Annotated in this window: 23 protein-coding genes; 18 read left to right on the top strand and 5 right to left on the bottom strand. The window is 68.1% G+C overall.

The window, feature by feature from the left end; all coding sequences use genetic code 11:
* Positions 1 to 165 precede the first annotated feature (165 nt).
* A complete protein-coding gene (locus tag GY937_28255) occupies positions 166 to 2328 on the top strand; it encodes a DUF3604 domain-containing protein (GenBank protein ID MCP5060607.1) in 2163 nt (720 codons plus the stop codon).
* A gap of 28 nt (positions 2329 to 2356) precedes the next feature.
* Here GY937_28255 and GY937_28260 read toward each other — a convergent pair whose 3' ends face one another.
* Positions 2357 to 3880: an amidohydrolase family protein gene (locus tag GY937_28260; protein ID MCP5060608.1), complete on the bottom strand. Its 1524-nt coding sequence runs from the start codon at positions 3878 to 3880 to the stop codon at positions 2357 to 2359.
* Between the two features lie 181 nt (positions 3881 to 4061).
* Here GY937_28260 and GY937_28265 point away from each other — a divergent pair, with 181 nt between their 5' ends.
* Both GY937_28265 and GY937_28270 read left to right on the top strand, forming a co-directional pair.
* Positions 4062 to 4880, top strand: a complete 819-nt coding sequence (locus GY937_28265) for a crotonase/enoyl-CoA hydratase family protein (GenBank protein ID MCP5060609.1) — start codon at positions 4062 to 4064, stop codon at positions 4878 to 4880.
* A 52-nt stretch (positions 4881 to 4932) separates the two neighbouring features.
* The gene (locus tag GY937_28270) at positions 4933 to 6408 is read left to right on the top strand and encodes an acetyl-CoA acetyltransferase (protein ID MCP5060610.1); all 1476 of its coding nucleotides are present in this window, start codon (positions 4933 to 4935) and stop codon (positions 6406 to 6408) included.
* Positions 6409 to 6449: 41 nt separating this feature from the next.
* Here the strand turns inward: GY937_28270 and GY937_28275 are convergent, their stop codons facing one another.
* Positions 6450 to 6830 carry a hypothetical protein gene (locus tag GY937_28275; protein MCP5060611.1) on the bottom strand — a complete coding sequence of 127 codons (381 nt, stop codon included), beginning with the start codon at positions 6828 to 6830 and terminating at the stop codon, positions 6450 to 6452.
* 97 nt (positions 6831 to 6927) lie between these two features.
* Between GY937_28275 and GY937_28280 the strand changes: the two genes are divergently transcribed.
* Entirely contained in the window at positions 6928 to 7443 is a 516-nt protein-coding gene (locus tag GY937_28280; GenBank protein ID MCP5060612.1) for a hypothetical protein, read from the top strand.
* Between the two features lie 8 nt (positions 7444 to 7451).
* On the opposite strand, the gene GY937_28285 is transcribed toward GY937_28280, so the two are convergent.
* Entirely contained in the window at positions 7452 to 8519 is a 1068-nt protein-coding gene (locus GY937_28285; GenBank protein ID MCP5060613.1) for a Gfo/Idh/MocA family oxidoreductase, read from the bottom strand.
* Between the two features lie 185 nt (positions 8520 to 8704).
* Between GY937_28285 and GY937_28290 the strand changes: the two genes are divergently transcribed.
* Positions 8705 to 9943, top strand: a complete 1239-nt coding sequence (locus GY937_28290) for an FAD-dependent oxidoreductase (protein ID MCP5060614.1) — start codon at positions 8705 to 8707, stop codon at positions 9941 to 9943.
* Between the two features lie 18 nt (positions 9944 to 9961).
* Here the strand turns inward: GY937_28290 and GY937_28295 are convergent, their stop codons facing one another.
* Positions 9962 to 11506 (bottom strand): NAD(P)/FAD-dependent oxidoreductase, encoded by a 1545-nt coding sequence (locus GY937_28295; GenBank protein MCP5060615.1) that lies wholly within the window; start codon positions 11504 to 11506, stop codon positions 9962 to 9964.
* 196 nt (positions 11507 to 11702) lie between these two features.
* Here GY937_28295 and GY937_28300 point away from each other — a divergent pair, with 196 nt between their 5' ends.
* Genes GY937_28300 through hypF form a run of 11 tightly spaced genes read left to right on the top strand, consistent with a single transcriptional unit; the run spans position 11703 to position 22022 of the window.
* On the top strand, positions 11703 to 12788 hold the full coding sequence (locus tag GY937_28300) for a sulfite reductase subunit A (GenBank protein MCP5060616.1): 1086 nt from the start codon (positions 11703 to 11705) through the stop codon (positions 12786 to 12788).
* Positions 12725 to 13642 (top strand): Ni/Fe hydrogenase subunit gamma, encoded by a 918-nt coding sequence (locus GY937_28305; GenBank protein MCP5060617.1) that lies wholly within the window; start codon positions 12725 to 12727, stop codon positions 13640 to 13642. The genes GY937_28300 and GY937_28305 overlap by 64 nt, the downstream gene beginning before the upstream one ends.
* Positions 13643 to 13650: 8 nt before the next feature.
* Entirely contained in the window at positions 13651 to 14436 is a 786-nt protein-coding gene (locus GY937_28310) for a hypothetical protein (protein ID MCP5060618.1), read from the top strand.
* Complete coding sequence (locus GY937_28315; GenBank protein MCP5060619.1) at positions 14429 to 15751, top strand: Ni/Fe hydrogenase subunit alpha; 1323 nt, start codon at positions 14429 to 14431, stop codon at positions 15749 to 15751. Before GY937_28310 ends, GY937_28315 begins: the two co-directional genes overlap by 8 nt.
* The gene (locus tag GY937_28320; GenBank protein MCP5060620.1) at positions 15748 to 16227 is read left to right on the top strand and encodes a hydrogenase maturation protease; all 480 of its coding nucleotides are present in this window, start codon (positions 15748 to 15750) and stop codon (positions 16225 to 16227) included. Before GY937_28315 ends, GY937_28320 begins: the two co-directional genes overlap by 4 nt.
* Positions 16220 to 16462, top strand: coding sequence for a hydrogenase maturation nickel metallochaperone HypA (locus GY937_28325; GenBank protein MCP5060621.1), 243 nt, complete (start codon positions 16220 to 16222; stop codon positions 16460 to 16462). Before GY937_28320 ends, GY937_28325 begins: the two co-directional genes overlap by 8 nt.
* Positions 16462 to 17199 carry a hydrogenase nickel incorporation protein HypB gene (gene hypB / locus GY937_28330; protein ID MCP5060622.1) on the top strand — a complete coding sequence of 246 codons (738 nt, stop codon included), beginning with the start codon at positions 16462 to 16464 and terminating at the stop codon, positions 17197 to 17199. The genes GY937_28325 and hypB overlap by 1 nt, the downstream gene beginning before the upstream one ends.
* Before the next feature lies 1 nt (position 17200).
* The gene (locus tag GY937_28335) at positions 17201 to 17434 is read left to right on the top strand and encodes a HypC/HybG/HupF family hydrogenase formation chaperone (protein MCP5060623.1); all 234 of its coding nucleotides are present in this window, start codon (positions 17201 to 17203) and stop codon (positions 17432 to 17434) included.
* Complete coding sequence (gene hypD, locus GY937_28340) at positions 17431 to 18570, top strand: hydrogenase formation protein HypD (GenBank protein ID MCP5060624.1); 1140 nt, start codon at positions 17431 to 17433, stop codon at positions 18568 to 18570. The genes GY937_28335 and hypD overlap by 4 nt, the downstream gene beginning before the upstream one ends.
* Positions 18567 to 19649: a hydrogenase expression/formation protein HypE gene (gene hypE / locus GY937_28345; protein ID MCP5060625.1), complete on the top strand. Its 1083-nt coding sequence runs from the start codon at positions 18567 to 18569 to the stop codon at positions 19647 to 19649. The genes hypD and hypE overlap by 4 nt, the downstream gene beginning before the upstream one ends.
* Positions 19650 to 22022: a carbamoyltransferase HypF gene (gene hypF / locus GY937_28350; GenBank protein ID MCP5060626.1), complete on the top strand. Its 2373-nt coding sequence runs from the start codon at positions 19650 to 19652 to the stop codon at positions 22020 to 22022.
* Between the two features lie 15 nt (positions 22023 to 22037).
* Here the strand turns inward: hypF and GY937_28355 are convergent, their stop codons facing one another.
* Positions 22038 to 22748, bottom strand: a complete 711-nt coding sequence (locus tag GY937_28355; protein MCP5060627.1) for a TetR/AcrR family transcriptional regulator — start codon at positions 22746 to 22748, stop codon at positions 22038 to 22040.
* 109 nt (positions 22749 to 22857) lie between these two features.
* Between GY937_28355 and GY937_28360 the strand changes: the two genes are divergently transcribed.
* A complete protein-coding gene (locus tag GY937_28360; protein MCP5060628.1) occupies positions 22858 to 23001 on the top strand; it encodes a hypothetical protein in 144 nt (47 codons plus the stop codon).
* Positions 23002 to 23031: 30 nt separating this feature from the next.
* Complete coding sequence (locus GY937_28365) at positions 23032 to 23910, top strand: enoyl-CoA hydratase/isomerase family protein (protein ID MCP5060629.1); 879 nt, start codon at positions 23032 to 23034, stop codon at positions 23908 to 23910.
* Positions 23911 to 24043: the final 133 nt, after the last annotated feature.

A 24043-nucleotide genomic window follows, 5' to 3' on the forward strand; every position in this document is an offset into this window, starting at 1 on the left:
GACTAGTGCCGTGGTTCGATCCATCTTGACGGTGGTGCCATCCCGAGATCGCCCCACAGCAGGACTCGTCGTGTCGCTGGTCAACCCGCGGGGGAGCGCAGGATGGTAGGACCACCTGAATTGGCCGATACAAGGGACTAGCGCGAGGCGCTATCGGGAGTCCACTTGTTGCTGCGGCTTGTATCGAAAACCACCCTGGCGGTCATCACTGTCGGACTCCTCGGCTGCCAAGGCGCCGATCAAGACCCGGGCGCGATCTCGACCACCGCCCGGCCGATCGAGCGCGGCGAGGGATCGCAGATCCTCTTCGGCGACCTGCACGTACACACCACGTACTCGATGGATGCGTTCTTCACCTCGTTGCCGATCACCGGCGGCGAGGGCGCGCATCCCCCGGCCGATGCCTGCGACTTCGCCCGCCACTGCTCGGGCCTCGACTTCTTCGCCATCACCGACCACGCGATGGAGATGACACCCGCCCATTGGGCGATGGAGAAGGACGCCACGCGTGAATGCAATGCCGTGGCCGGCGATCCGGCCAACCCCGATCTCGTGGCTTTTCACGGCTGGGAGTGGACCCAGGTCGGCCTCACGCCCGAGACCCACTGGGGTCACAAGAACGTGATCTTCAAGGATCTTGGCGAAGACGAAGTCCCCGCGCGACCGATCAGTGCGAAGGGCCCCGACACGGTCAACCCGTGGATGGAGCGCGCGCCGACGGTGGCCAAGGCCTGGCTCATCGATCCGCTGAACGCCCGGCCCTATTGGGACTTCGGCTGGATGGTCGACGAGATCCTCGGCACCCCCGCCTGTGACCCCGATGTCCACACCCGCGAACTCCCGGTCGATTGCCACGAGAACGCCCCCACTCCAGACATCCCCTTTCGCAAGCTTGACGAGTGGGGCTTCGACTCACTGGTGATTCCGCACGGTACGGCCTGGGGTAGCTATTCACCGCCCGGGACGGCCCTGGACAAGCAACTCACGCCGACCATGCACGATCCCGGGCGGCAGAGCCTGATCGAAGTCATGTCGGGGCACGGCAATTCGGAGCAGTACCGGAGCTGGCGAGAGTTCGACACGGGCGAAGACGGCGAACTCATCTGCCCCGAACCCACCGACGACTACCTGCCCTGCTGCTGGCGGGCGGGCGAGATCATTCGTGAACGCTGCGGCGACCTGCCCGCGGATGTGTGCGAAGAGCGGGTCCAGGAGGCCATGCAGTTCACGATGCGCGCATCGGTGGCTCCCGACCAGGTGTTGCCGGGCACTGACGCCTCGGATTGGCTCGACTGCGGCCAGGACCGACGAGGCTTCAAGCCGGCCTACGGCCTGCGCCCCCGCGGAACCGCGCAGTATGCGCTGGCCCTCTCACGCGACGCCGAGAACGAAGGCGACGACCCATTGCGCTTCCGGTTCGGACTGATCGGCTCGAGCGATACCCACAGCGGGCGGCCTTCGACCGGCTACAAACAGACGGGCCCCATCAAGGGCATGACGGATGCCGTGGGGATTCGCAGCGCGTTCCACGCCCGGCTCATCCTCGGTGGTGGCGAACCCGACGATCCGCAGCGCGCCGAGCCTCCGAGCCCCATGACATCCTCGGCACTGGTCGCCGAACGCATGACGAGCTTCCTCTATCCCGGTGGATCGGTGGCCGTGCACGCTGAAGGCCGCGATCGCGACGCTATCTGGGACGGACTCAGGCGGCGCGAGGTCTATTCGACCAGCGGGCCCCGCATGCTGCTCTGGTTCGACCTCGTGGGCGACGGCGAAGACGCCACCCGACACCCGATGGGCAGCGAAGTCGAAACAAAGACGACACCGCGCTTCGAAGCCCGGGCCGTGGGTGCCTTCGTGCAGAAGCCCGGCTGCCCGGACCGTGTCGTCGATGCGCTCGGTGCCGAACGGGTCGAGTCATTGTGTTTGAACGAATGCGATCACCCGAGTGACACGCGGCACGCGATCGCGGGCTTCGAGGTCGTGCGGATCCGCCCCCAGCGGAGCGCAGACGAAGACGTGACTTCGTTGGTCGAGGACCCGTGGCTGACCCTGGCTTGCGAACCCGACCCCGCCGGTTGCGCAGTGCAGTTCGAAGATCCTGAGTTCTCGGAGCTCGGGCGCGACACCGTGTACTACGTGCGCGCGCTGCAGACGCCCACGCCGGCCATCAATGGCGCGAACCTACGCACCCGGTTCGAGGACGGGCGGGCGGTTTCACTGCAACCCTGCCGAGTGGGTGCGGGGGCCGACCCCAGCGACGACTGCCTGGCTGACGTGCAGGAGCGCGCGTGGTCGTCGCCCCTCTTCGTCGACTATCCGCGCTGACGACTCGGGTCGACTGCGGCTCGAAAGCTCAATGCGCGCGTATCGACCCGAAGAGCGCGCGGCCCGGGTACACGTCGGGCAGTAGCGTGCCGTTTCTCACCACGGGGACGCCGTTCACGATCACGTGGACGATGCCGGCCGAAGCCTGGTAGGGATCCGCATAGGTGGCCCGGTCGATCACCGTGGCGGGGTCGAAAACGGTGATGTCCGCATCGGCTCCTACCTGGAGACGGCCCTTGCGCCGGAACACGGGCGCGGCGGCCTCCAGCCTTTGCGCAGGCAGCAGCGTCATCTTCGTGAGGGCCGTCTCGAGATCGAGCAGTGGATCCTCTCGCACGTAGCGCCCCAGGATCTTGGCGAACGCCCCGTTGTGGGGCGCGACCTTGCTCTCCTCGTCGATCATCGGGGGGAGATCGCTGACGACGATCACACCCGGCTCCGCGAGGGCGCCTCGCGTCCATTCCTCGTCGACGTAGTGGTGGATCACCTGGCCCTCGGGGTGCTTCTCCCGATACTCATTCCACATGGCCTCGTCGAAACGCTCACCCGTCGCGGCCCATTCGACGTCCTCGTAATCGATGTCGAAGATGGCCCGCCAGTCCCGCCCGAAGACCGCCGAGGAGATCAGCGCCGAGCCCGCGTTGTAGGGCAGGAGCTCCGTCGTCACGTCGACGCCTTCGGCTCGCGCCGCCGCGATCTCGTCGAGGAAGAGCCTGGTGTTCCGCATGGCGTTGTGTTGGATGTGGCAGATGTGAAGGGGCGCACCAGCCTCCCTCGCGAGAGAAAGAGCCTCGCGGAGACCGGAGGGGTCGCCGTTCACTCCCCGGCGGAGGTGGATGAACAGCGGAACCTGCCGCTCGCCGGCCACCTCGAAGACGACCCGCGCCTCCTGAAGATCGACGCCCTCGCTCATGTAATCGAGCGGCAGACCGATGCCGATCCCGCCTTGATCCAACCCTTCCTCGAGCTTCGCTCGAAGCCGCCCCCGATCGTCGGCCGTCGCGATCTCCTCGGTGACCTCGGTCGGGGTCGTGAAGAGCGAACGCAGGGCCGTCCAGTACCCACGAAGGCCGATCGGCTTCGGGGGATCCGTGAGCAGGTGAGGCTGTCGGATTCCGAGCTTCACCTCGAGGCGAATCGATCCGTAGCCTGCCGACGCGCCGTAGTTGATGAGCGATCGCTCGCGAAGGAGTCGACCGAAATCGGTGACCGGAAACGCACCCGCCTCGAGCTCCAGCGCCGTCGTCACGCCGTCCATCACCTGATACTGCTGGCTGAGCGGTGTCGGGGAGTGGCTATGCAGGTCGATGAAGCCAGGCGCCACGACCATGGAAGTCGCGTCGATCTCGGCCGCGCCGAGGAGTGGCTGTTTGGAGATGGCAGCGATGCGACCCCCCTCGACGCCGACATCACGGACTCCATCGAGTCCCGTCTCGGGATCGATCACCCGGCCCCCCCGAAGGACGAGTTCGTAGCCAGCCTCTTCTTCCGCCTCGCCCGCAACGGCCGGGCACGCCCCCAGCGCAACGAAGATCCACGCAATCAGGCTCATGACGAACTCGGGAAGACACGACGACCGGACCATTTGAACGAACTCCTCGCCAAGCTGACGCCTTGGCACCATGTAGAAGGCATGGGGACGACACGCCTTCGGCGTGCGAACTATAGTCCAGACCGCCCGGGCCGATGTCGAATAGCGACTCCGCTTGCCACCGATCGCCAAGGAGCAGAACATGAGCGAATCCGAGAGCCACCTGCTCGTCGAGCAACGCGACGGGGTGATGATCCTGACGATGAATCGTCCCGCCGCGAAGAACAGCCTGAGCCCCCAGATGCTGGTCAAGCTCGCCACAGCCTGGCACGAGTACCGCGACAACGACGATCTGCGCGTTGCGATCTTGACCGGCACCGGCGACGAAGACTTCTGTGCGGGCGGCGATCTCAAGCTCACCATGCCGTTGATGACCGGCGCGCGTCAGCCAGAGGACGAGTGGGACGAGAAGCTGATGGGGGATCTCCAGCAATTCCTGGACGGGATCCTGCGCGGCTTCGAGCTCTACAAGCCCGTGATCGTGGCGGTCAATGGGCGGGCGCTCGGCGGTGGTACGGAACTGACCAACGCCGTCGATCTGCGCATTGCCGCGGATCACGCCATCTTTGGCACGCCCGAAACCCAGGTGGGCCTGTTGCCCGGCGGCGGATCCCTCACTCGACTCCCGCGCCAGGTCCCCTACTGCAAGGCGATGGAGATGTTGATGCTCGGCGATTCCTTCACCGCACAGGAAGCACTGGACATGGGCTTGCTGAACGATGTCGTTCCCCGGAAGCAGCTGATGGACCGGGCCCTCGCGATGGCGGAGCGGCTCGCGCAGAACGGCCCGCTTGCTGTGCGAAAGGTGAAGGAGGGAGTCATGCGCTCGAGCGGCCTGCCCCTCGATGCTGCCTATCAAATCGAGAACGAGGTCTCGGCGAGCGTGATGCAGTCGAAGGACGCCCGTGAAGGACCACGAGCCTTCAAGGAGAAGCGCAAGCCCAACTTCATTGGTGAGTGAAGACCGTGGCGCGCGGCGACGCGGGGCCGCGGCTCGCCGGGAGGAGGACAGCATGACCCTGAGCCCGCGCACTCCGGTCCTGGTGGGGATTGCCGCCATCGAGCAGCGCTTGGAAGACCCGAGCGGGGCGCGCGAAGCCTGGGAGCTGATGGCCGACGCCCTGTTGGCCGCCGGCGAGGATTCCGGTCACCCCTCCCTCCTGCGGGAGGCGAGCTCGATCCGGGTCCCCCGCGGCTTCTGGCAGTATTCGGATCCAGGCCGTCTGGTCGCGGATCGACTCGAAGCAAAACAGGCACGCACCACGGTGGCCGAGATCGGCGTGCCACAGCAGACGCTCCTGTCCGAGGCGTGCCTCGCCATCGCAGCGGGTGAGGAGGAGGTTGCCCTCGTCACCGGAGCGGAGGCGAGGTTTCGGGAGCTGCGTGCGCGAAAGCTCGGCGTCGAGCTGGCGGACACGTTGCAGACCGATGTCGAGCCCGACCGCAGGCTCACGTCGGAAGAGGCGCTCTTCGACGAACTCGAGGTCGAGCGTGGGTTGATGATTCCCGTGCGCGCCTTTGCGGTGATGGAGAGCGCGCTACGCCACAGCGACAGGATGGATCTGGTGAGCCATCAGGACGAACTCGCGAGGCTTTGGGCAGGCGCCAGCCAGGTTGCCGCGAGCAACCCACACGCCTGGAAGCGCGCACCGGTCTCCTTCGAGGAGATCCGTACGCTATCGCCGAAGAACAGGATGCTCGCCTTCCCCTACGCCCGGCTGCACAACTCCGATTGGAATGTCGACCAGGCTGCCGGCCTGATCCTGTGCTCCTACGAGAAGGCACAGGGGCTCGGGATTCCAGACGAGCGGCGCGTCTATCCACTCGCAGCCAGCGAGTCGCATCACATGATTCCACTCTCGGCGCGCGACGAACTCCACCGCTGCCCGGGTGCGGCCGTGGCCGGACAGCGCGCCCTCGAACTCGCCGGGCGACGGATCGACGAGATCGGCCACTTCGACCTCTACAGCTGTTTTCCCGCTCCGGTACGCGTCTTCGCTCGAGAGCTGGGACTCGCCCCCAATGTCCCGTTCAGCGTGACCGGTGGCATGGCGTCGGCGGGTGGACCACTCAACAACTACGTCTTGCAGGCCAGCGTCCGCATGGCCGAGGTGCTGCGAGACGACCCCGGAAGCGCCGGTCTCGTGACCACGGTCAGCGGCTTCATGAACAAGGTCGGCTTCGCAATCTGGTCGACCGCGCCGCCCGCGGAGAGCTTTCGATTCGCGGACGTCAGCGAGGAGGTCGCCGCACGCAGCACACGGCGCGAGATCGTCGGTGATCATCAAGGCCCCGCCAGGGTGCTGGGCTACACGGTCGTCTACGCTGGAGAACATCCGAGCGAGGGCATTGCGGTCTGCGAGCTTCCCGACGGCCGCAGGACCATTGCCGTGACACGCGACGCCGAACTCGCTGCGGCGATGACCCGGGAAGAGTTCTGCGGCAGGGATGTGATGGTGGGACAGGCGGGCGAGTTGCGCACCGGCTGAACGCTTCGATCCGCGAGAGTCCGAGCGCGAGCGCTAGCCGGTCACTCGAACAGCACCACCGGCGTCCACCAGGGAAGGAGTGCGAAGCTGCGCTCTTCTCTTTCGCTCACCCAGCGCAGCACCCGATCGAAACCGCCGGGCACGTCCTCCACCAACGTGGGCGAAGGCACCAGGGCCTCGCCCACCGGGGCGAACAGGTCGTCGTAGTGGATGGGGATCACGCGACGCGCTTCCACGGCGTCCAGGATCTCGTGCAGGTAGGCGTCCTGGTACGCCTCGGACTGGCGGGTCAGGGCGCCCGTGCCCAGGAAGACGGTGTCGGCGCGACGGCCCTCCAGCGCGCCGGGCACGAAGCCCGCGCTGCCCTGCACCAGCGCGGTGCCGAGGGGATGTTCGATCAGGATCGACCACGCGCCGCCCATGGGGGTACTCGAGGGCGGTCGCCGGCGGTACCAGCGGCGCCGTCAGTGGCGGGCCCTCGTGTGCGCCGTTCGGCAGCGGCACATGCTTCGACAGAATGTGGGTGACCTTGAACTTCCCGAAGCGCTGGGGCACGCCGGGCTCTACCACTCGGATCTTCTGCTCGCGCAAGCCCGCGCCCCGGCCGATCCAAGCCGTGGACTCGGAGCCCAGCAGGATGGCGCCCGTGCGCCGCGCCACTTCCGGCGCGTCCTGCGCGTGGTCGTAGTGGGAGTGCACCGGCATCACCGCCGCCAGGCTCGTGACGCCGGCGCGCTGCAGGCCGCGGGCGATGGCGTCCGCGTCCGGGGATACCTCGCGCTGCAGCAGGAGATCGGACAGGCCCACGCGGGTGAACCAGCCGTCGGTCATCAAGTGGGTCTCGCCGTCGCTGATGAGCAGGGTGGCCACGCCCAGGAAGCTCACGGTGACCCGCGGCGCGCTGGCACTGACTGCGGCGGCCGGCAGCTCGTACTGCGCGTAGCGCGAGAGATCAGGCCGATCCTGCAGCCGCCACGCGATCCAGCCGGCCCCGATCAGCACCAGCACGATTGCGATGCCGAGGCCGCGAAGTAGCCAACGCATCAGCCGACCCCCAGTTCGGAGAGTTCGACGGGCCGTTTCTCGCGTGCAGAGATCTCGCCCGCCTGCCCCACCGCTACCGCCAGCAGGCCGTCGCCGACGCCCACCACCGGCGGCGCGTCGGCGCGGATGGCATCGGCGAAAGCGCGGTGCTGGAAGTAGGTGGCGCCGTGGTGGAAGCCCGCCTTCAGGATCGTCTCGTCCACCGGCACGTACTCGGTCCTCACCTCGCGCGGCATGCGCGTGCCGACAACCAGGTTGGACTCGGGCACGAAGCACTCCACCTTGCCTCGGTCGCCGACGGCGCAGATCTCCTGCTCGTTGCGCGAGGCCTCGGCGAACATGCACAGGTCCAGCAGCGCCCGCCGGCCGTCTTCGTAGTCCACGATCACGTAGGCGTTGTCGAGGATGTCGGGCTTCTCGCCTTCGTAGCGCTCCTCCTGATGGTTCACGTCCATGGCACCCGAGGCGAAGACGCGCACCGGGCGCGCCGCGGTGATCAGGTTCATCAAATCGAAGAAGTGGCAACACTTCTCCACCAGGGTGCCGCCGGTGTTGCGTGAAAAGCGGTTCCAGTCTCCCACCTTGGGAAGGAAGGGATAGCGGTGCTCACGGATCGCCAGCATGCGCAGCTCGCCGACGGCGCCGCCCTGCACTTCCTGGACCAGGCGCGCCACCGGCGCCATGTAGCGGTACTCCATCCCCACCCAGACCAGGCCCATCCTCCCCTTGGCGGCGTTCTCCACCTTGCGGCAATCGTCCACCGTGGTGCAGAGAGGTTTCTCCACCAGCACGTGGAGATCCGTGGCCAGCACATCCGACAGCACGTTCACGTGAGTGTGATTGGGCGACGCGATGATCACGGCGTCCAGACCGGGTTGGGCCAACAGCTCGCGGTGATCTTCGAATACCGCCAGGTCGGGCTTGGTGAGGAGCGCATACTTGCGTGAAGCCTCGCTGGGGTCGCTGGCGGCCACCACTTCCACATCGTCGAAGAGACGCAGGTTGCGGACGTGCTCGAGGCCCATCATGCCGGAGCCGATCAATCCGTAGCGGAGGACGTCTGCCATGGCGGAGACCCTACGGCCCATGCCCGATCCGGTCGAGGCTTCCTGGTTCTCTTGAGCGTGGCCGGATCAACGTCGCCAAGGTGTTTTGGACGACGAGCGGCCCGATCGCGAGCAGCGCGAGGAGGATCGGGAATCAGGCGGATAGGCGGTCCCGGCCTGGGAGCTCCGCGCTACCATCGATCCCCATGAGAGTTGCCATCGTCGGGGGCGGAGCGGCAGGAATGGTGACGGCCTACCTGTTGCGCGGCCGCCACGAGGTGACCGTCTTCGAGGCCGCTAGCGCACCTGGTGGCCACGTGCGGACGCTCCACGGGAACGTGCCGTGCGAGGGACTCGACCCGGGGCTGTTCCTCGACGCCGGCGTGGTCGAGTTCGATGAGCAGCGCTTCCCCACGCTGAGTCGGCTGCTGGACGAACTCGGGGTGGAGCGGCGGCCGGTGCCCTGCACGACGGCGCTCTTCCTCGCCGACGGCCGGCACTTCCGGTCGCGCGGAAACATCGCGCTCGGAAGCCGCAGCCGCCTCGAACGCCTCGCCGCAACCGCGCGCCTGCTTCCCATGGTGTTGCAGAAGCGGCGCTTCGAGCGGCGAACGGAGCGCCTGGCGGCGGAGGATCTCTACCCGCGCTCGATCGGCGATTGCCTGGAGGCCGGAGCGTACGCGACCTGGATGCGCATGCTGCTCATGTATGCCTACAGCATCCCCTACCCGGAGACCGCCGCCATCCCCGCGGCGCTGGCCGTCCCCGTCCTGCGTGCATTCACGGGAAGGCCGTCCTGGACGTCCATCCGAGGGGGGACATACGACTATCTGCGACGAATCGACGAGGCGATCGAAGCCCGGATCGTGCTCGAAGCGCGCATCACGGCGATCTCGCGCTCGCCGAGCGGCGTGGAGGTTCGCCTCGAGAGCGGTGAGGTATCGCAGTTCGATGCGGTCGTCTTCGCCGCACCACCCGACCAGACCCTCGCGCTCCTCGCCGACCCGACCGCCGCCGAGACGAAGCGCTTCGCGAGCTGGCACGCCAACCGGATGCGCACCGTGATCCACACCGACACGGGCCCCCATGCGCGCCGCGGCGTCCACTTCTACTCGGAGTTCGACCTCTTCGAGACGTCCGGCGGAGGCGCCGGATACAACGCCTACCTGAACCGCCTGGCCGGCCTCCCGGCCGACCACCCCACCCACTACTTCCTGGCCTACGGTCTCGAGGACGAGATCGACCCGTCCCGCATCGTCCACGAGCAGCCCCACCACACGCCCCTCTACACCGTCGACGCGCTGCTGCACCGGGAGGAAGTGCTCGAGACCCAGGGAGAGAACCGCACGTACCACGCCGGTGCGTGGCTCGGCGACGGCCTCCACGAAGGAGCGGTGAGCTCCGCACTGCACGTCTCCGAGCGGATCGGAGGGCGCCGGCTCTAGCGGCTCGATCGCGTTCGCCTAGAGGAGTTTCTCTCCGCTCAACTGCTCATAGAGCCGGCAGCCGGTCCAGATGGTGCCGGCGAACCCGGCGAAGCCGGACGACGCGTTGCAGAAGTGGAAGTGGTCGAGCGAGCTGCGATGATCGAGACGCCCGGGGCCGATGTTTTCGGGGGTCATGTTCGAGCCGTAGGAATGGCCGGCAGGGCTCCAGCAGAAGCGCTCGTTCGTGGTGGGGCTCCCGGTCATGGTGAAGACCAGGTGGTCGCGGAAGCCCGGCACGTAGTCGCGCTCCATGACGTCGAGGATCCGCTCGAAGATCTCCTTCTTCTTGGCTCGGTAGGCCCGCGGATCCGACAGGCCGAGATCTCGGAAGCGCGCGTAGTCGGCGACGGTCAGGAACTCGACGATCTGCTGGCCTTCCGGGCAGTCGCCCTTCACGTCGGTGAGCAGGCCCGGCGTCGTGACGGCGAAGCTCGGCCGCGAGTAGTCGCCCCGGCGGAGCATGTCGTGAAACACCTGGTTCAGGTCCGGGTGGTCGCTGTGGAAGAGGTTCCAGCGGCCGAAACCGTGATCGCGCAGGTCGAGCCCCTCGACGACGCAGTAGGCCATGAAGTTCGATGGGGAGTAGTCGTAATCGAGCTTGCGCCGCAGCGCTGGCGAGAAGCGGCCGAGCCCGATCATCTCGGCGGCGCGCCGCGGGTCCATGTTGCAGACCACGTCGCTGCCGCGGTGCTCCTCCGCCTTGCCCGTCGGCACGCCGCGCCGATCGATCTCTTCGGCGACGACGCCGCAGACACGGTCTCCCTCAACGACGAACTCGGTCACCTTGTGTCCAGTGCGGACCTCGCCGCCATGCTTCTCGATCACGCGGACGAGAGAGTCGACCACGTGCTCGAAGTGGCGGGTCGGGTAATAGGCGCCGCGGGTGTACCCGACGAAGAGCATCACCCACGCGAAGAAGGAGAGCTGCCCCGGCGGGAGCAGGAAGTCGGGCCACTGGAGCGCAAGCAGGGTCTGCGCCTCAAGGGGGAGCCCGAAGCGATCGAACACGTCCTGCAGTGTGGCCTTGCGGTAGCGCAGCACCCGGGTGAGCCGGTGGAGCCGCGGCAGCAACGCGAGAGGGCCAAGCGGCCGGGGCAAGGCGTCGAGTTCCTCGGCCGTGCGCCGCACCTCCTCGACGAAACGCGCCAGCGGGCCGGCGTGGCGGGGGAAGAGGCGACCGAGGCGGGCGGAGAGTTCGCCCAGGTCGTAGGGGATGTCGAGCGCGTAGCCCGGCATTCGCATGTGGTCGAAGCCGTTGCGGTCGTACTCCTCGAAGGTCACCTCCTCGGCCAGCCCGAGCTTGGAGAGGAACTTGTGGACGGTCTGGCCTGGACCGCAGTTCCAGACGTAGTGGAGCTGAGCGTTGAAGCGGTAGCGCTCGCCCACCTCGAAGGTGTGGCCGTAGCCGCCGGGCAGGTAGTGGGCCTCGAGCACTCGGACGCGCTTGCCCAAGCGCGCCATCAGGGCGCCGAAGGACAACCCCGCGAGACCACTCCCGACGATGACGTAGTCCGGCCGCATGGCCCGCAGGCTACCTCAGCGGCTGGGGCTCGGGAGGCCCCATGCAGCCTGTGGCGAAGCGCCCCGCAGTTCGTCGTGCGATCGCTGGCTTTATCGGCCAGGCGTCTTCCACCGCAGGCAAAGCGCAGTACCCTCGGTGGTTGATTGACGGCTCGCCGGCGGGGATCGCTTGACCGAATCGACGCAACACCTGTGGATGGAACGCGCCGGCCTTCAACGGCTGATCGATGTCCTGATCAAGCAGGGCCTCGAGGTTCTGGGGCCGGTGATACGCGACGGCACCGTCGTCCTGGGGCCTGTGGCTGCCGTGGCCGACCTGCCCGTCGGGATGCGCGAGCACCAATCGGCCGGACACTACGACCTCGAAGATCTGGGCGACGAACGCGTCTTCGGGGTGGCCACCGGGCCGGCTTCGCTCAAGCCCCTGGTGTTCGCACCGCGCGAAAACCTCGTCCAGGTCGAACTCGGAGGAGAGCATGGCTTTCGCGCCGAGGCCTTGCGACCGGAGCCCCGTCCGGTGGCGATCCTGGGCGTGCGCGCCTGCGACCTCGCGGCGCTGCGCGTGCAGGACCGGATCTTCCTCCACGATCGCTATCCGGACCCCTACTACGAAGAACGTCGCCGCGGGCTGTTCCTGATCGCGGCGAGTTGCACCCGCTCGGCACCGACCTGCTTCTGCACGTCGATGGGCACTGGGCCCGAGGCGCGTGAGGGCTTCGACCTTGCGCTCACCGAGCTCGACGAGGGCTTCCTGGTTCGTGCGGGCAGCGAAGCGGGCGAGGAGGTGCTCGAGACCCTCGGGCTCGCCGAAGCCGATGCCGAGACCCGCGTCGCCGAGCGGCGCGCCATCGACGCATGCGCAAGCGTGATGGATCGCAAACTCGACGCGGCCCGGGTCCACGACTTGCTGCTCGAGAATCTCGACCACGGGCGCTGGGACGAGGTGGCCGAGCGCTGCCTCGGCTGCGGCAACTGCACCATGGTATGCCCCACGTGCTTCTGCCACGACGAGCGCGACGAGGCGCTGCTCGACGGAAGCGGCTCGATCCGGATCCGCGAATGGGATTCCTGCTTCGACCGCCAGCACGCCCAGATCCACGGCATCAACTTTCGACCGAAGATCCGCGACCGTTATCGCCAGTGGCTGGTTCACAAGCTCGCAACCTGGCAGGACCAGTTCGGCACCTCGGGATGCGTGGGCTGTGGGCGTTGCATCACATGGTGCCCGCCCGGCATCGATCTCACCGAGGAGGTGAGAGCCATCCAGGAGACGACGGCGTGAGCGTGACACCGGGTGCTCCCATTGCAGCGGGCTATCTGGTCCCCGAGCCGGCGCAGATCGTCGAGCGCGACAGCTATGGGCCGGGAATCCACGCCTATCGCCTGCGCATCTGCGACCCGGCCGCGCGGCCGCGTTTCGATTTCATGCCGGGGCAGTTCAACATGGTCTACGCCCCCGGAGTCGGCGAAGTGGCCATTTCAATCTCGTCGGATCCGGAAGACGAGGATCTCGAGCACACCATTCGCATCGTCGGGCGCACGACCCAGGTGATCGGCCGGCTCGATGTGGGCGATTTCGTCGGACTCCGCGGCCCCTATGGCGTCGGCTGGCCTCTCCACGAAGCACGCTGGAAGGATGTGCTGGTGATCACGGGCGGACTCGGTTGCGCGCCGGTGACCGGCGCCATCGACTACATGTTCCGACGCCGTGCCAACTACGGCCGGATCTCGATCCTGCACGGCGTCAAGAAGTCCGAAGATCTGGTGCACCGCGACCGCTTCGAGGCCTGGCGACGGCACCCCGACACCTACGTGGGGCTGACGTCGGACGAGCCCGATCGCGCCTGGCGCGACCGCATCGGCGTAGTCACCGAGTTGTTCGAAGAGGTCGACATAGACCCGGGTCGCACAGTGGTCTTCATGTGCGGGCCCGGTGTCATGATGCGCTACGCGGTGGCCATCCTGCGCCGTCGTGGCGTCCCGGTCGAGCGGATCTATGCCTCGATGGAGCGCAACATGAAGTGTGCCGTGGGGCTCTGCGGCCACTGCCAGCTGGGCGGTGAGTTCGTCTGCAAGGATGGGCCGATCTTTCCGTACGCGCGGATCGCCAAGTTCTTTGGCCCGGGCGCATTGTGAGCGCAGCAATGGGAGCCCCCCGTCCCCGGATCGCGGTCTTCAAGTTCGCGTCCTGCGACGGCTGCCAGCTGCAGATCCTCAACCTCGAGCACGAACTCCTGGCGCTCGCCGAGCGCATCGACATCGTGCACTTCCTGGAGGCCACCAGCCGGGTCGAGGACGGCCCCTACGACATCAGCTTCGTCGAGGGCAGCATCACCACCGAGTCCGATGCCCAGCGGATCCAGGATGTGCGCGAGGCCTCGCGCCAGCTGGTGACGATCGGCGCCTGCGCGACCTCGGGCGGCATCCAGCACCTGCGCAACCTGGCAGATGCCGAGGAATGGAAGGCCTCTGTGTACCCGCACCCCGAGCACGTCGCGGCCCTCGCCACGTCGACGCCGATCTCCGACCACGTATCCGTCGATGCGGAGCTACAAGGCTGCCCCATCGAAAAGGGGCAGCTGGTGCAGCTGATTGCGCGGGCGCTGCTCGGAGCGGTACCGGAGCTTCCCGGCGCGAGCGTCTGCATGGAGTGCAAACGCCAGGGCAACGTATGCGTCGTGGTCACCCGGGGGCTGCCGTGCATGGGGCCAGTGACGCGGGCAGGCTGCGGCGCACTCTGCCCCTCGCTGGGGCGCGATTGCTACGCGTGCTTCGGACCAAGCGAGCAGCCCAATACATCAGGTCAGGCCCGGCTGCTCGCCAGCCAGGGAGAATCGCCGCGGCGCGTGGCCCAACGCTTCCGCGGGATCAACGGTCAACGCCGCGAGTTCCGGCGCATCGCCGACCGGCTCGAGGGACGCGATGGTTGAGCGACGCACCATCGAGGTCGGCGCGCTGGCCCGCGTCGAAGGAGAAGGCGCGCTTCACGTGACGCTGGAGGGGACCGAGGTCACCGACCTGCGTCTCGAGATCTACGAGCCGCCGCGCTTCTTCGAGGCATTCCTACGCGGCCGCCACGTCACGGACCTCCCCGATCTGGTGGCCCGCATCTGCGGCATCTGCCCCGTCGCCTATCAGATGAGCGTGATCCATGCCCTGGAGAGCGCATTCGAAGTCTCCATCGACCCCCAGGTGCGCGCGTTGCGCCGGCTCTACTACGCGGGAGAGTGGATCGAGAGCCACGTATTGCACATGATGTTCCTCGCGGCGCCCGACTTCCTGGGCCTCGACGACGGGATCGAAGTGGCGCGTGAGCATCGGGCCGAGGTCGAACGAGCGCTCTCGATCCGAGCGCTGGGGAACCGCATTGTCTCCCTGCTGGGCGCTCGCCCGGTGAATCCGGTCGGTGTCTGTATCGGCGGGTTCCACCGCGCACCCGCAGCCGACGAGATGGCCGCTCTGGGAGACGATCTGCGTCGCGCGCGTGGAGATGCAGAATCGCTGCTGCACTGGTTCAGTGGATTGCCGGTGCCGAACCGTCCGCGCGCGACCGAGTTGGTCGCCCTGCAGCATCCGGACGAGTACCCGATGAACGAGGGGCGAATCGTGTCTTCACACGGGCTCGACGTCACGCCCGCCGAGTTCGATGAGGCCTTCGAAGAGCATCAGGTGCCCCACTCGAACGCATTCCACAGCCGCGTCCGCGGGCGGGGCGCCTACATGGTGGGGCCCCTCGCTCGCGTACGACTGAATCGCGAGCGGCTCTCGCCCGCGGCGGCCGCAGCGGCAGACGACCTGGGTGAGCGGTTCTCGGCCACCGACCCGGCGGCATCGGTGTTTGCGCGCGGGATCGAAGTGATCCAGGCATTCGACGAAGCCATCGCGGTCGTCGAGAGCTACGAACCGCCCCCGCCACCGCCCGCCTGGAAACCCCGTGCGGCCACGGGCCATGCCGCCACCGAAGCTCCGCGCGGACTGCTCCAGATCTCGGTCAGCAGCAACGCACGCGGGGAGGTGGAGTCGATCCGGATCGTCCCGCCCACGTCCCAGAACCAGGCTGCCATCGAGGCCGACCTGCGCCTGCTCGTGCCGGATCTCGCCACCCGAAGCGACGACGATGCCCGGCGCGTTTGCGAGTCGGCCATCCGCGACTACGACCCCTGCATCTCGTGTTCGGTGCACTTCCTGGAGCTGAACCTCGAGCGACGACCAGCTCGGCCGGCTCCGACTGGAGAGGAACGGTGAACGTCTGCGTCGTGGGGGTCGGCACGCCTCATGGCGATGATGCGGCCGGCCTCGAAGCCGTGGCGCGCCTCGCCGAGCAGGGCCTTCCGGTGGGCGTATCCCCGCGCGAATGCCAGCGCCCCGGCGTCGACCTGCCCGAGCTGCTCCGCGATGTGGATGCGGCGGTCATCGTGGATGCCATGCGCTCCGGGCAGCCGCTGGGGACGGTGAGCCACCTCCCGCTGGACGTGCTTCCCAGGACCACGGGTCTTTCGAGTCATGCCATGGGCGTCGGCGAAGGCCTGGCCCTGGCCCGCGCCCTCGACTGTTGCCCGGACCGCATTGCGTTGGTGGGAATCGAGGCCAGCGCTGAGCAGCGAGACGATCTTTCTCCAGCGGTCGACGAGGCCCTGCCGGCGGCCATCGAACTGATTCGCAGCCTGCTGGACGATGCATTGCAGCGCCGCGAATGGCGTTCGGAGAGCCGAGATGCATGAGGCGAAGCTGTGTCTCTCCCTGATCCGACTCGCGGTCGACCAGCTCGATGACGCCCATGCCGACCGGATCCTGAGCATCCGGCTCGAGGTGGGCGCACTCTCGGGCGTGGTGCCCGCCGCGCTCGAAGGCGTCTTCCCGATCTGCGCGTCGGGAACGCCGGCCGAGGGGGCCGCACTCGAATTCGACCAGGCTGCGGGGCGCGAGCTGCGCATTCGCTCCATGGAGGTGATCTGATGTGCGGCACCTGCGGCTGCGGGCACTCCGATGCGCCGAGCGCGGACCACGGCGAGCATTCACACGACGGGCCCCACGAGATCGAGGCGCGTCGCATCGTGGTGGAGCGGTCGTTGCTCGAGGACAACGACGCCCGGGCCGAGACGCTCCGCAAGCGCCTGGGCGAGCACGGCATCGAGGCGATCGGACTCCTCGGCGGCCCCGGCGCCGGCAAGACCGCGCTGCTCGAGGCCACCCTGTCCCAGCTCGGGAGTGCGGCGGCCAACGAAGCAGTGGTCGAGGGCGACTGTGCCACCGACCACGATGCGCGTCGCGTGGCGGCCCTGGGAGCGCGCGTCGTGCAGGTCGAGACCGGCGCCCTCTGCCACCTGGATGCCCACCTGGTCGGGCACGCCGTGGCGAAACTCGATCTCGACGGAGTCGCCCGCCTGTGGATCGAGAACGTCGGCAACCTGGTCTGCCCAGCGCCCTTTGCGTGTGGCGAGAACCGTCGGGCCGTGCTGATCTCGGTGACCGAAGGCGACGACAAGCCCGAGAAATACCCCGCCATGCTCGCAGCAGCCGATCTGCTGGTGATCTCGAAGACCGACCTGCTGCCCTACGTCCCCTTCGATCTGAAGCGCGCCATCGCGGCCGCTCGACAGATCCGGCCCGAGCTGCCGGTGCTGCCGCTCTCGAGCCAGAGCGGCGAGGGCCTGGACGCCTGGATGGACTGGCTCTCCGAGGGACGCACCTAGCATGTGCCTCGCGGTTCCGGGCCAGGTCAGCGAAATCGACAGCCGCGAGGGGCTGGCGGAAGCGGTCGTCGACTTTGGTGGCGTCCGCAAGCGGGTCTGTCTCGAGGGCCTCCCCGAAGCCCGGGTGGGCGACTGGGTCCTGGTGCACGCGGGCTTCGCGCTGCAGCAGCTCGACGAGGCAGCGGCCGAAGAATTGCTGGGCTGGCTGTCCGACCCCGAGCAGCCAGCCCCATGAGGTACGTGGACGAATATCGCGATGCCGACCGGGTGCGCCGGCTGGCGGACGCCGTGTTGGCCGAGGCGACCCGACCCGTCACGCTGATGGAGGTCTGCGGCGGCCAGACCCACACGATCCTGGCCAGCGGGATCCAGCAGCTACTGACCGAACGCGTGGAGCTGCTGCACGGCCCGGGTTGCCCCATCTGCGTCACCCCGCTCGAGACCCTGGACCTGGCACTGGCCCTGACCGAGCTCCCGGACGTGACGGTCTGCAGCTTCGGCGACATGCTGCGCGTGCCGGGTAGCCACGGCGATCTGAGCGCCGCGCGGGCCCGGGGCGGGGATGTCCGGGTGGTGTACGCGCCGTTGGATGCGGCGCGCCTCGCGGCTTGCGAGCCCGACCGACGCGTGGTCTTCCTGGCGGTCGGCTTCGAGACCACCGTGCCCGCGGTGGCCGCGGCGGCGCGTTGGGCACGTGATCGCGGCCTGTGCAACTTCTTCCTGCTGGTCTCCCACGTCCGGGTGCCGCCCGCGCTAGAGCTGATCGCCTCGGACCCGGAGCGACGCATCCAGGCATTCCTGGCGGCCGGACACGTCTGCACGGTGATGGGCACGGCCGAGTACCAGCCGATCGCCGCCACCCACGACATGCCGATCGTGGTCACGGGTTTCGAGCCCGTCGACATCCTGCAGGGTGTGCTGATGGCCGTGCGCCAGATCGAACGAGGCGAGGCGCAGGTCTCCATCCAATACCGCCGTGCCGTCCGTGACGAGGGCAACCCGGCGGCACGTGCGCTGATCGACGAAGTCTTCGAGGCCACCGACCGCCCCTGGCGCGGCATCGGCATCATCCAACAGGGAGGCCTGGGGCTTCGGCAGGAGTACGCCTCACTCGACGCGCAGCAACTGATTCCCACGGACGCATTGCCTCAACCCGAAGAGCCCGAGCGCTGCCGCGCCAGCGAAGTGTTGCAAGGCCGCATGCGTCCGCCCGAGTGCCCGGAGTTCGGCCGCGGCTGCCGACCCGAGCAGCCGCTCGGTGCGCCGATGGTGTCTTCGGAAGGCGCTTGCGCCGCGTACTTCGCATATCGTATCGGCGACGTGGAGGACGAGATCGCATCGCAGGATCCGGCCCGGGAAGCGCAGGCATGAGCGCGGCCGACGAAGCGGACGCACAGGCCCTGCTCGCCGGCAGCTGTCCGGCCCCGGCCGAGGGCGACCGTGTCACCCTTGCCCATGGCGCGGGAGCCGGTGCCAGCGCGCGGCTGTTCGACGAGCTGCTGGCCCCGCGACTCGGGGGTGGCCCGCTCGACGAGCGCCACGATTCCGCGCTGTTGGATGCGCCCGAAGCGGGTGCCCGCCTCGCGTTCACCACGGACAGCTTCGTGGTGAGCCCACTCGAGTTTCCCGGTGGCGACATCGGCAGCCTGGCGGTGCACGGCACGCTCAACGATCTGGCCATGAGCGGCGCGCGACCCCGCGCACTCTCCTGCGGGCTGATCCTCGAGGAAGGCCTTCCGCTCACGACCCTCGCTCGCATCGCCGAATCCATGGGGGCCGCCGCGCGAACGGCCGGTGTGCCCATCGCGACGGGGGACACCAAGGTGGTGGAGCGGGGAAAGGGCGACGGAATCTTCGTCAACACCAGCGGGGTGGGCGTGGTCTCGCCGGGCCGCGAACTGCATCCGAAGCTGGTCGTACCGGGGGACGTCCTGATCCTCACCGGCTCCCTGGGCTGTCATGGAGCGGCCGTGCTGTGTGCCCGCGAGGGCCTTTCTTTCGATGCGGATATCATGAGCGATTCCGAGCCTTTGCCTGACCTCGTCGAGAACCTGCTGGAGGCTGTGCCCGAGGTGCATTGCCTGCGCGATCCTACCCGGGGAGGGCTCGGAGCCCTCGTCCACGAGATCGCCGCGGCCGCCGGCGTCGAGCTGCGCCTCGAAGAGGCTGCCCTACCGGTCGACGCACCGGTTGCTTCGTTGTGCGAGATCCTGGGCCTCGATCCACTGTTCCTGGCATGCGAGGGACGCTTTGCGGCGTTCGTGCCCGAGGCCCACGCGGGCACGGCACTCGCAGCGCTTCGATCCCATCCCCTGGGCCGGGCCGCCCGCTGCGTGGGGCGAGTCGAGCCGAGTACGCGCGGCCGGACGCGGGTCGTCGTCGAGACCCGCATTGGCGCCACGCGCCTGCTCCCCCTCCCGGCCGGCGAGCCGCTGCCGCGAATCTGCTGAATGGCGAACCGCCTGCGTGTCACTGTCGAGCTGCGGGGGCGCGTCCAGGGCGTCGGCATGCGGCCCTGGGTGTTGCGGCGCGCGCGAGCGCTCGGACTCGACGGCAGCGTGCGCAACGTCCGCGCCGGCCTGCGCGTCGAGCTCGAAGGAACATCCCAGGCGGTCGATGCCTGGCTCCGGGATTTGCGCGAGGCAGCGCCGAACGGCGCGCGGATCGAAGCCGTCGACATACAGCCCTCGCCGGCCGTGGGAACCAGCGGCTTCGAAATCGCAGCGAGCGACGAGGCGTGGGCCCGCATTGGCGCGGGCCAGGAGTTGGCGCGCGTACCGCTCGACGTGGGGCTCTGCAGCGATTGCCAGTGCGACCTGTTCGATCCCGCCTCCCGGCGCCATCGCCATGCCTTCGTCCACTGCAGCGAGTGCGGGCCGCGGGCGTCGGTGATACGCGCCCTGCCCTACGACCGGGCGCGCACCAGCCTGGCGCCGTTCCCACCCTGCGAGGCATGTGCCCGGGAATACGCCGACCCGACCGACCGCCGCTTCCATGCCCAGACGATCTGCTGCGAAGCCTGCGGCCCCCGGCTTCGCGTCCTGCAACCCGATTCGCCTGGCGCGCAAACGGATGCCGGTGCCATCGAGACCACGGCGCGCGTGCTTGGCGCCGGGGGCATCGTTGCGGTCCAGGGTTTCGGAGGTTTTCACCTGGCTTGCGACGCCACCTCGAGCCAGGCCATCAACCAGCTGCGCAAGCGCAAGCATCGGCCGTCCAGACCCCTCGCCATCCTTGTGCCGGATCTCGAATCGGCCCGGCGGCTCGCCGAGCTCGCGGCCGCCGACGAGGCGCTGCTGTGCGGGCCGGCTCGCGCGTTGGTGGTCGCGCCGCGACGGGAGCGGGGCTGCACGGCAATCGGGCTGGCTCCGGAAATCGCGCCGGGCACCAGCGACCTCGGGCTGCTGCTGCCCCACTCGCCCGTCCACGCAATGCTGCTCTACCCGCCCGGCTCGGCACCCGGCGACGCGCCGCGCTTCGACGCCCTGGTCATGACGTCTGCGAATCACAGCGGCGATCCGACCATCCACGAGGCCGAGCGCGCCGTCCACGAGCTGGCGCCCATTGCGGACCTCATCCTCGGCCACGACCGGCAGGTCATCCGCCCCAGCGACGACCCGGTGTTTCGAAGTGCAGCCAGCGGCCCGATTCCGATCCGCCTGTCGCGCTCGACGGCACCGCTTTCGATACCGCTGCCGGCCGGCCTCGAAGCACCGCTGCCGATCCTGGCTCTGGGCGGTGACCTCAAGTGCGCGCCGGCCATTGCCGTCGGTCGGGAGATCGTGCTGGCCGAACACGTGGGCGACCTCGGGAGTCCGGCCAGTGCGGATGCGCTGGTCGATCGAGTCGAGAGCCTGTGCAGTCTGCTGGGAGTGGAGCCGGCCGCCCTCGCCATGGACGCCCACCCGGACGGGGTGGCCGCCTCGCTCGCTGCGCAGCTGGTTCCGGCCGGTGCTCCCCGAATCCGCGTACAGCATCACCACGCCCACGCGCTGGCGTGTCTGGCGGAGCACGACATGCAGGGCCCCGCGTTGGCCATCACCCTGGACGGCGCGGGATTCGGTGCGGACGGCCGGCAGTGGGGGGGCGAACTACTCTACGTAGACGGCGAGCGCTGCGAACGCCTGGCGCATCTCGAGACGGTGCCACTGCCCGGCGGCGACCGGGCCGCCCGCGAGCCGTGGCGCATGGCCGCCATGTGGCTCGAACGTGCGTTTCCGGAAGGCCAGGCAAACGAGGACGTCGCCGCGCTCGGCTGGCATCGACGCCAGGACCCCGGGCGCCTGGACGCGCTCCGCGAGATCGCAACCAGGGGCGTGGCCAGCCCCGAGACATCCTCCTGCGGTCGCCTCTTCGATGCCGTCGCATCACTGCTCGGCGTCTGCGACATCAACCGTCACGAAGCCGAGGCCGGAGCCGCCCTGGAGGCACTCGCCCGGACGGCCTCGAGCCGGAATGAAGACACCCCGTTGCCGTTGCCAGGCGCCGCCCCGCCGCAGCCGGAAGGAAGCATCGAGATGGCGGGAGTCGTCCGCGCCCTGGTTCGGGGACGCTGCGCCGGCGTTCCCCGCTCGGAGCTGGCACTCGCCTTCCACCAGACGCTGGCAGACCGGCTCGCCGAATCCGCCCTCGCGGCGTCCCGCCGGCTCGAGCTCCGCCACGTGGCGCTCAGTGGCGGCTGCTTCCAGAACCGCATCCTGCTCGAGGCACTGCGGAGAGCGCTCGAGAACAGGGAATGCCTGCCGCTCTGCCACGCGAAGATTCCGCCCAACGATGCCGGCCTCGCGGTGGGGCAGTGCGTGGCGGCGATCCCGGGGCTCTGAGCTTGCTGGACCCACTCACCGCCCAGGCGATCTCCGGCGAGGCATCGAGCTCGGCGACGTAGGGCTCGCAGAACCCATCGCCTCGAGTGGCTGCGATGGCCGCGCCGACGCGCAGGATTCGACAGCATCGGCCGCCACTTCTGCCGCTTCACTCGGACCGATGCCCAGCGCACGGAGGCCGCGCTCGACCGCCCGTTGCGGAGCGTCGGGCCGAGCCTGTCCCTCGACGATGCGGCGGATGGTCATGATGACCAGCCCCGAAACCTGATCGAGGGTGGCGTCGTCGGATCCCGTGTCGAAGCGGCCCTCGGCCAGGCCTTCGGCGAGATCCTCACGGAGATAGCGGTCGAGCTGCACGCCCGCGCCCGGACGGCTCAACAAGCGCAGTAGCACCCGAGCCCACGTTGGGTCCTCGAGGGCCCGGAAGATCGCCCGAGCCGTCGCGAGCGCGAAGCGCCGCGCCGGATCCGGGATGTCCTCCCGCGCAGTCGCGACGGCGAGAGAAAGCGCCAGCTGCTCGGCGAGCACTTCCAGGAGCGCATCTCGATCGACGAAGTAGTTGTAGAAGGTACCGATGGAGACGTCGGCCTCGGCGACCACGTCACTGACGGTCAGGCCCTCTCCCTTCTCAGCGAGCACCCGCGAGCCTGCGGCGATCAGCTGGCGCCGCGTCTTCTCACGCTTGCGATGCCCCCTGCTCTGCGGCGCGTCCGTGCCTCCCGTCATGGATTGCACTTTATCATAAATGATAGAGTAATCAATATTGACAATCTCCTCATTTTCTGATTCCCTGTGTTTCTACCGGGCCGGATCGCCCGGATCAGAGGAGCCTCCCGTGCAACCTGCCTTCGGTCCCTTCTCCCTCGCGAGCCTCCAGCGTGCTCTACGCCCCACCTCACTGCTGGCGAGACGCGACGGCGATCCCGAACGCCACCCGATGCAGCGGCTGCTGCGTGGACTGTCCCCGCGGATCAGCTGACCCCGACAACCACCCCAAGGAGAACATGACATGTCACTTACCAACTACGTGCCCACCCCGAAGTTCGAGGAGTACAAGGAGCTCTTCAAGGAGCACTTCATCATGGAGCGCAGAGACGGAATCATCGAGCTGCGCATGCACACTCTCGGCGGCGACGCACAGTGGAGCTTCGAGCTCCACCGCGCCCTCTGGCAGGCGTTCCAGACCGTCGGTGCCGACCCCGAGAACCGGGTGATGATCCTCACCGCCACCGGCGACACCTGGATCGCGAACTTCGACGACGCGAGCTTCTCGAAGGAAGAGGATGACCGGGCCGGCTACAGCTACGAGCACATGTACTACGACGGACGCCGGATGCTGATCAGCCTGATCAACGACATCGAGATTCCGACGATCGGGGTGATCCCCGGCCCTGCCGGCCATTCGGAACTCGCTCTGATGTGCGACATCACCATCTGCTCGAACAACGCAGTGATCATCGACCCCCACCTCGATGCCGGCCTGGTGCCGGGTGACGGCATCCACAGCGCCTTCATCGAGCTCATGGGTGTCAAGCGGGCGGCCTACGCCCTGCTGACCTGCGAGGTCTTCGACGCCCAGAAGTGCCTGGAGTACGGCCTCGTCAACGAGGTCCTGCCCCGGGAGAAGCTCGACGCCCGCGCTTGGGAGATCGCCGAGCGAATCAATGCACGCAAGCGAACCACCACGCGCATGACGGTGCCGGTGATTCGGCGACCTTGGAAGCAGCGCATCACGGACGACCTCGATGGCGGCTTCGCCATGGAGATGCACGCCTACCTGTGCGACAAGCCCGAGCACAGGGACGACATTGGCGAGACCGTCACATCGAGGACCGGCCTGTTCACCACGGAAGATCGCAAGAAGGGCATCCAAACCGGCACGGCCTAGTCCCTTGTATCGACCAAAGGCGGAAGTGTTGTCATGCTAAGCACTGCGTCCCCCGCAGCCAATCGGTTCTCGCCGTGTCGCGGGCCGATTCATGGGGCCCGTATGTCGAAGAAGCGGTATCGGATTGACTTGA

Source organism: bacterium (assembly GCA_024228115.1).
Classification (GTDB): domain Bacteria; phylum Myxococcota_A; class UBA9160; order UBA9160; family UBA6930.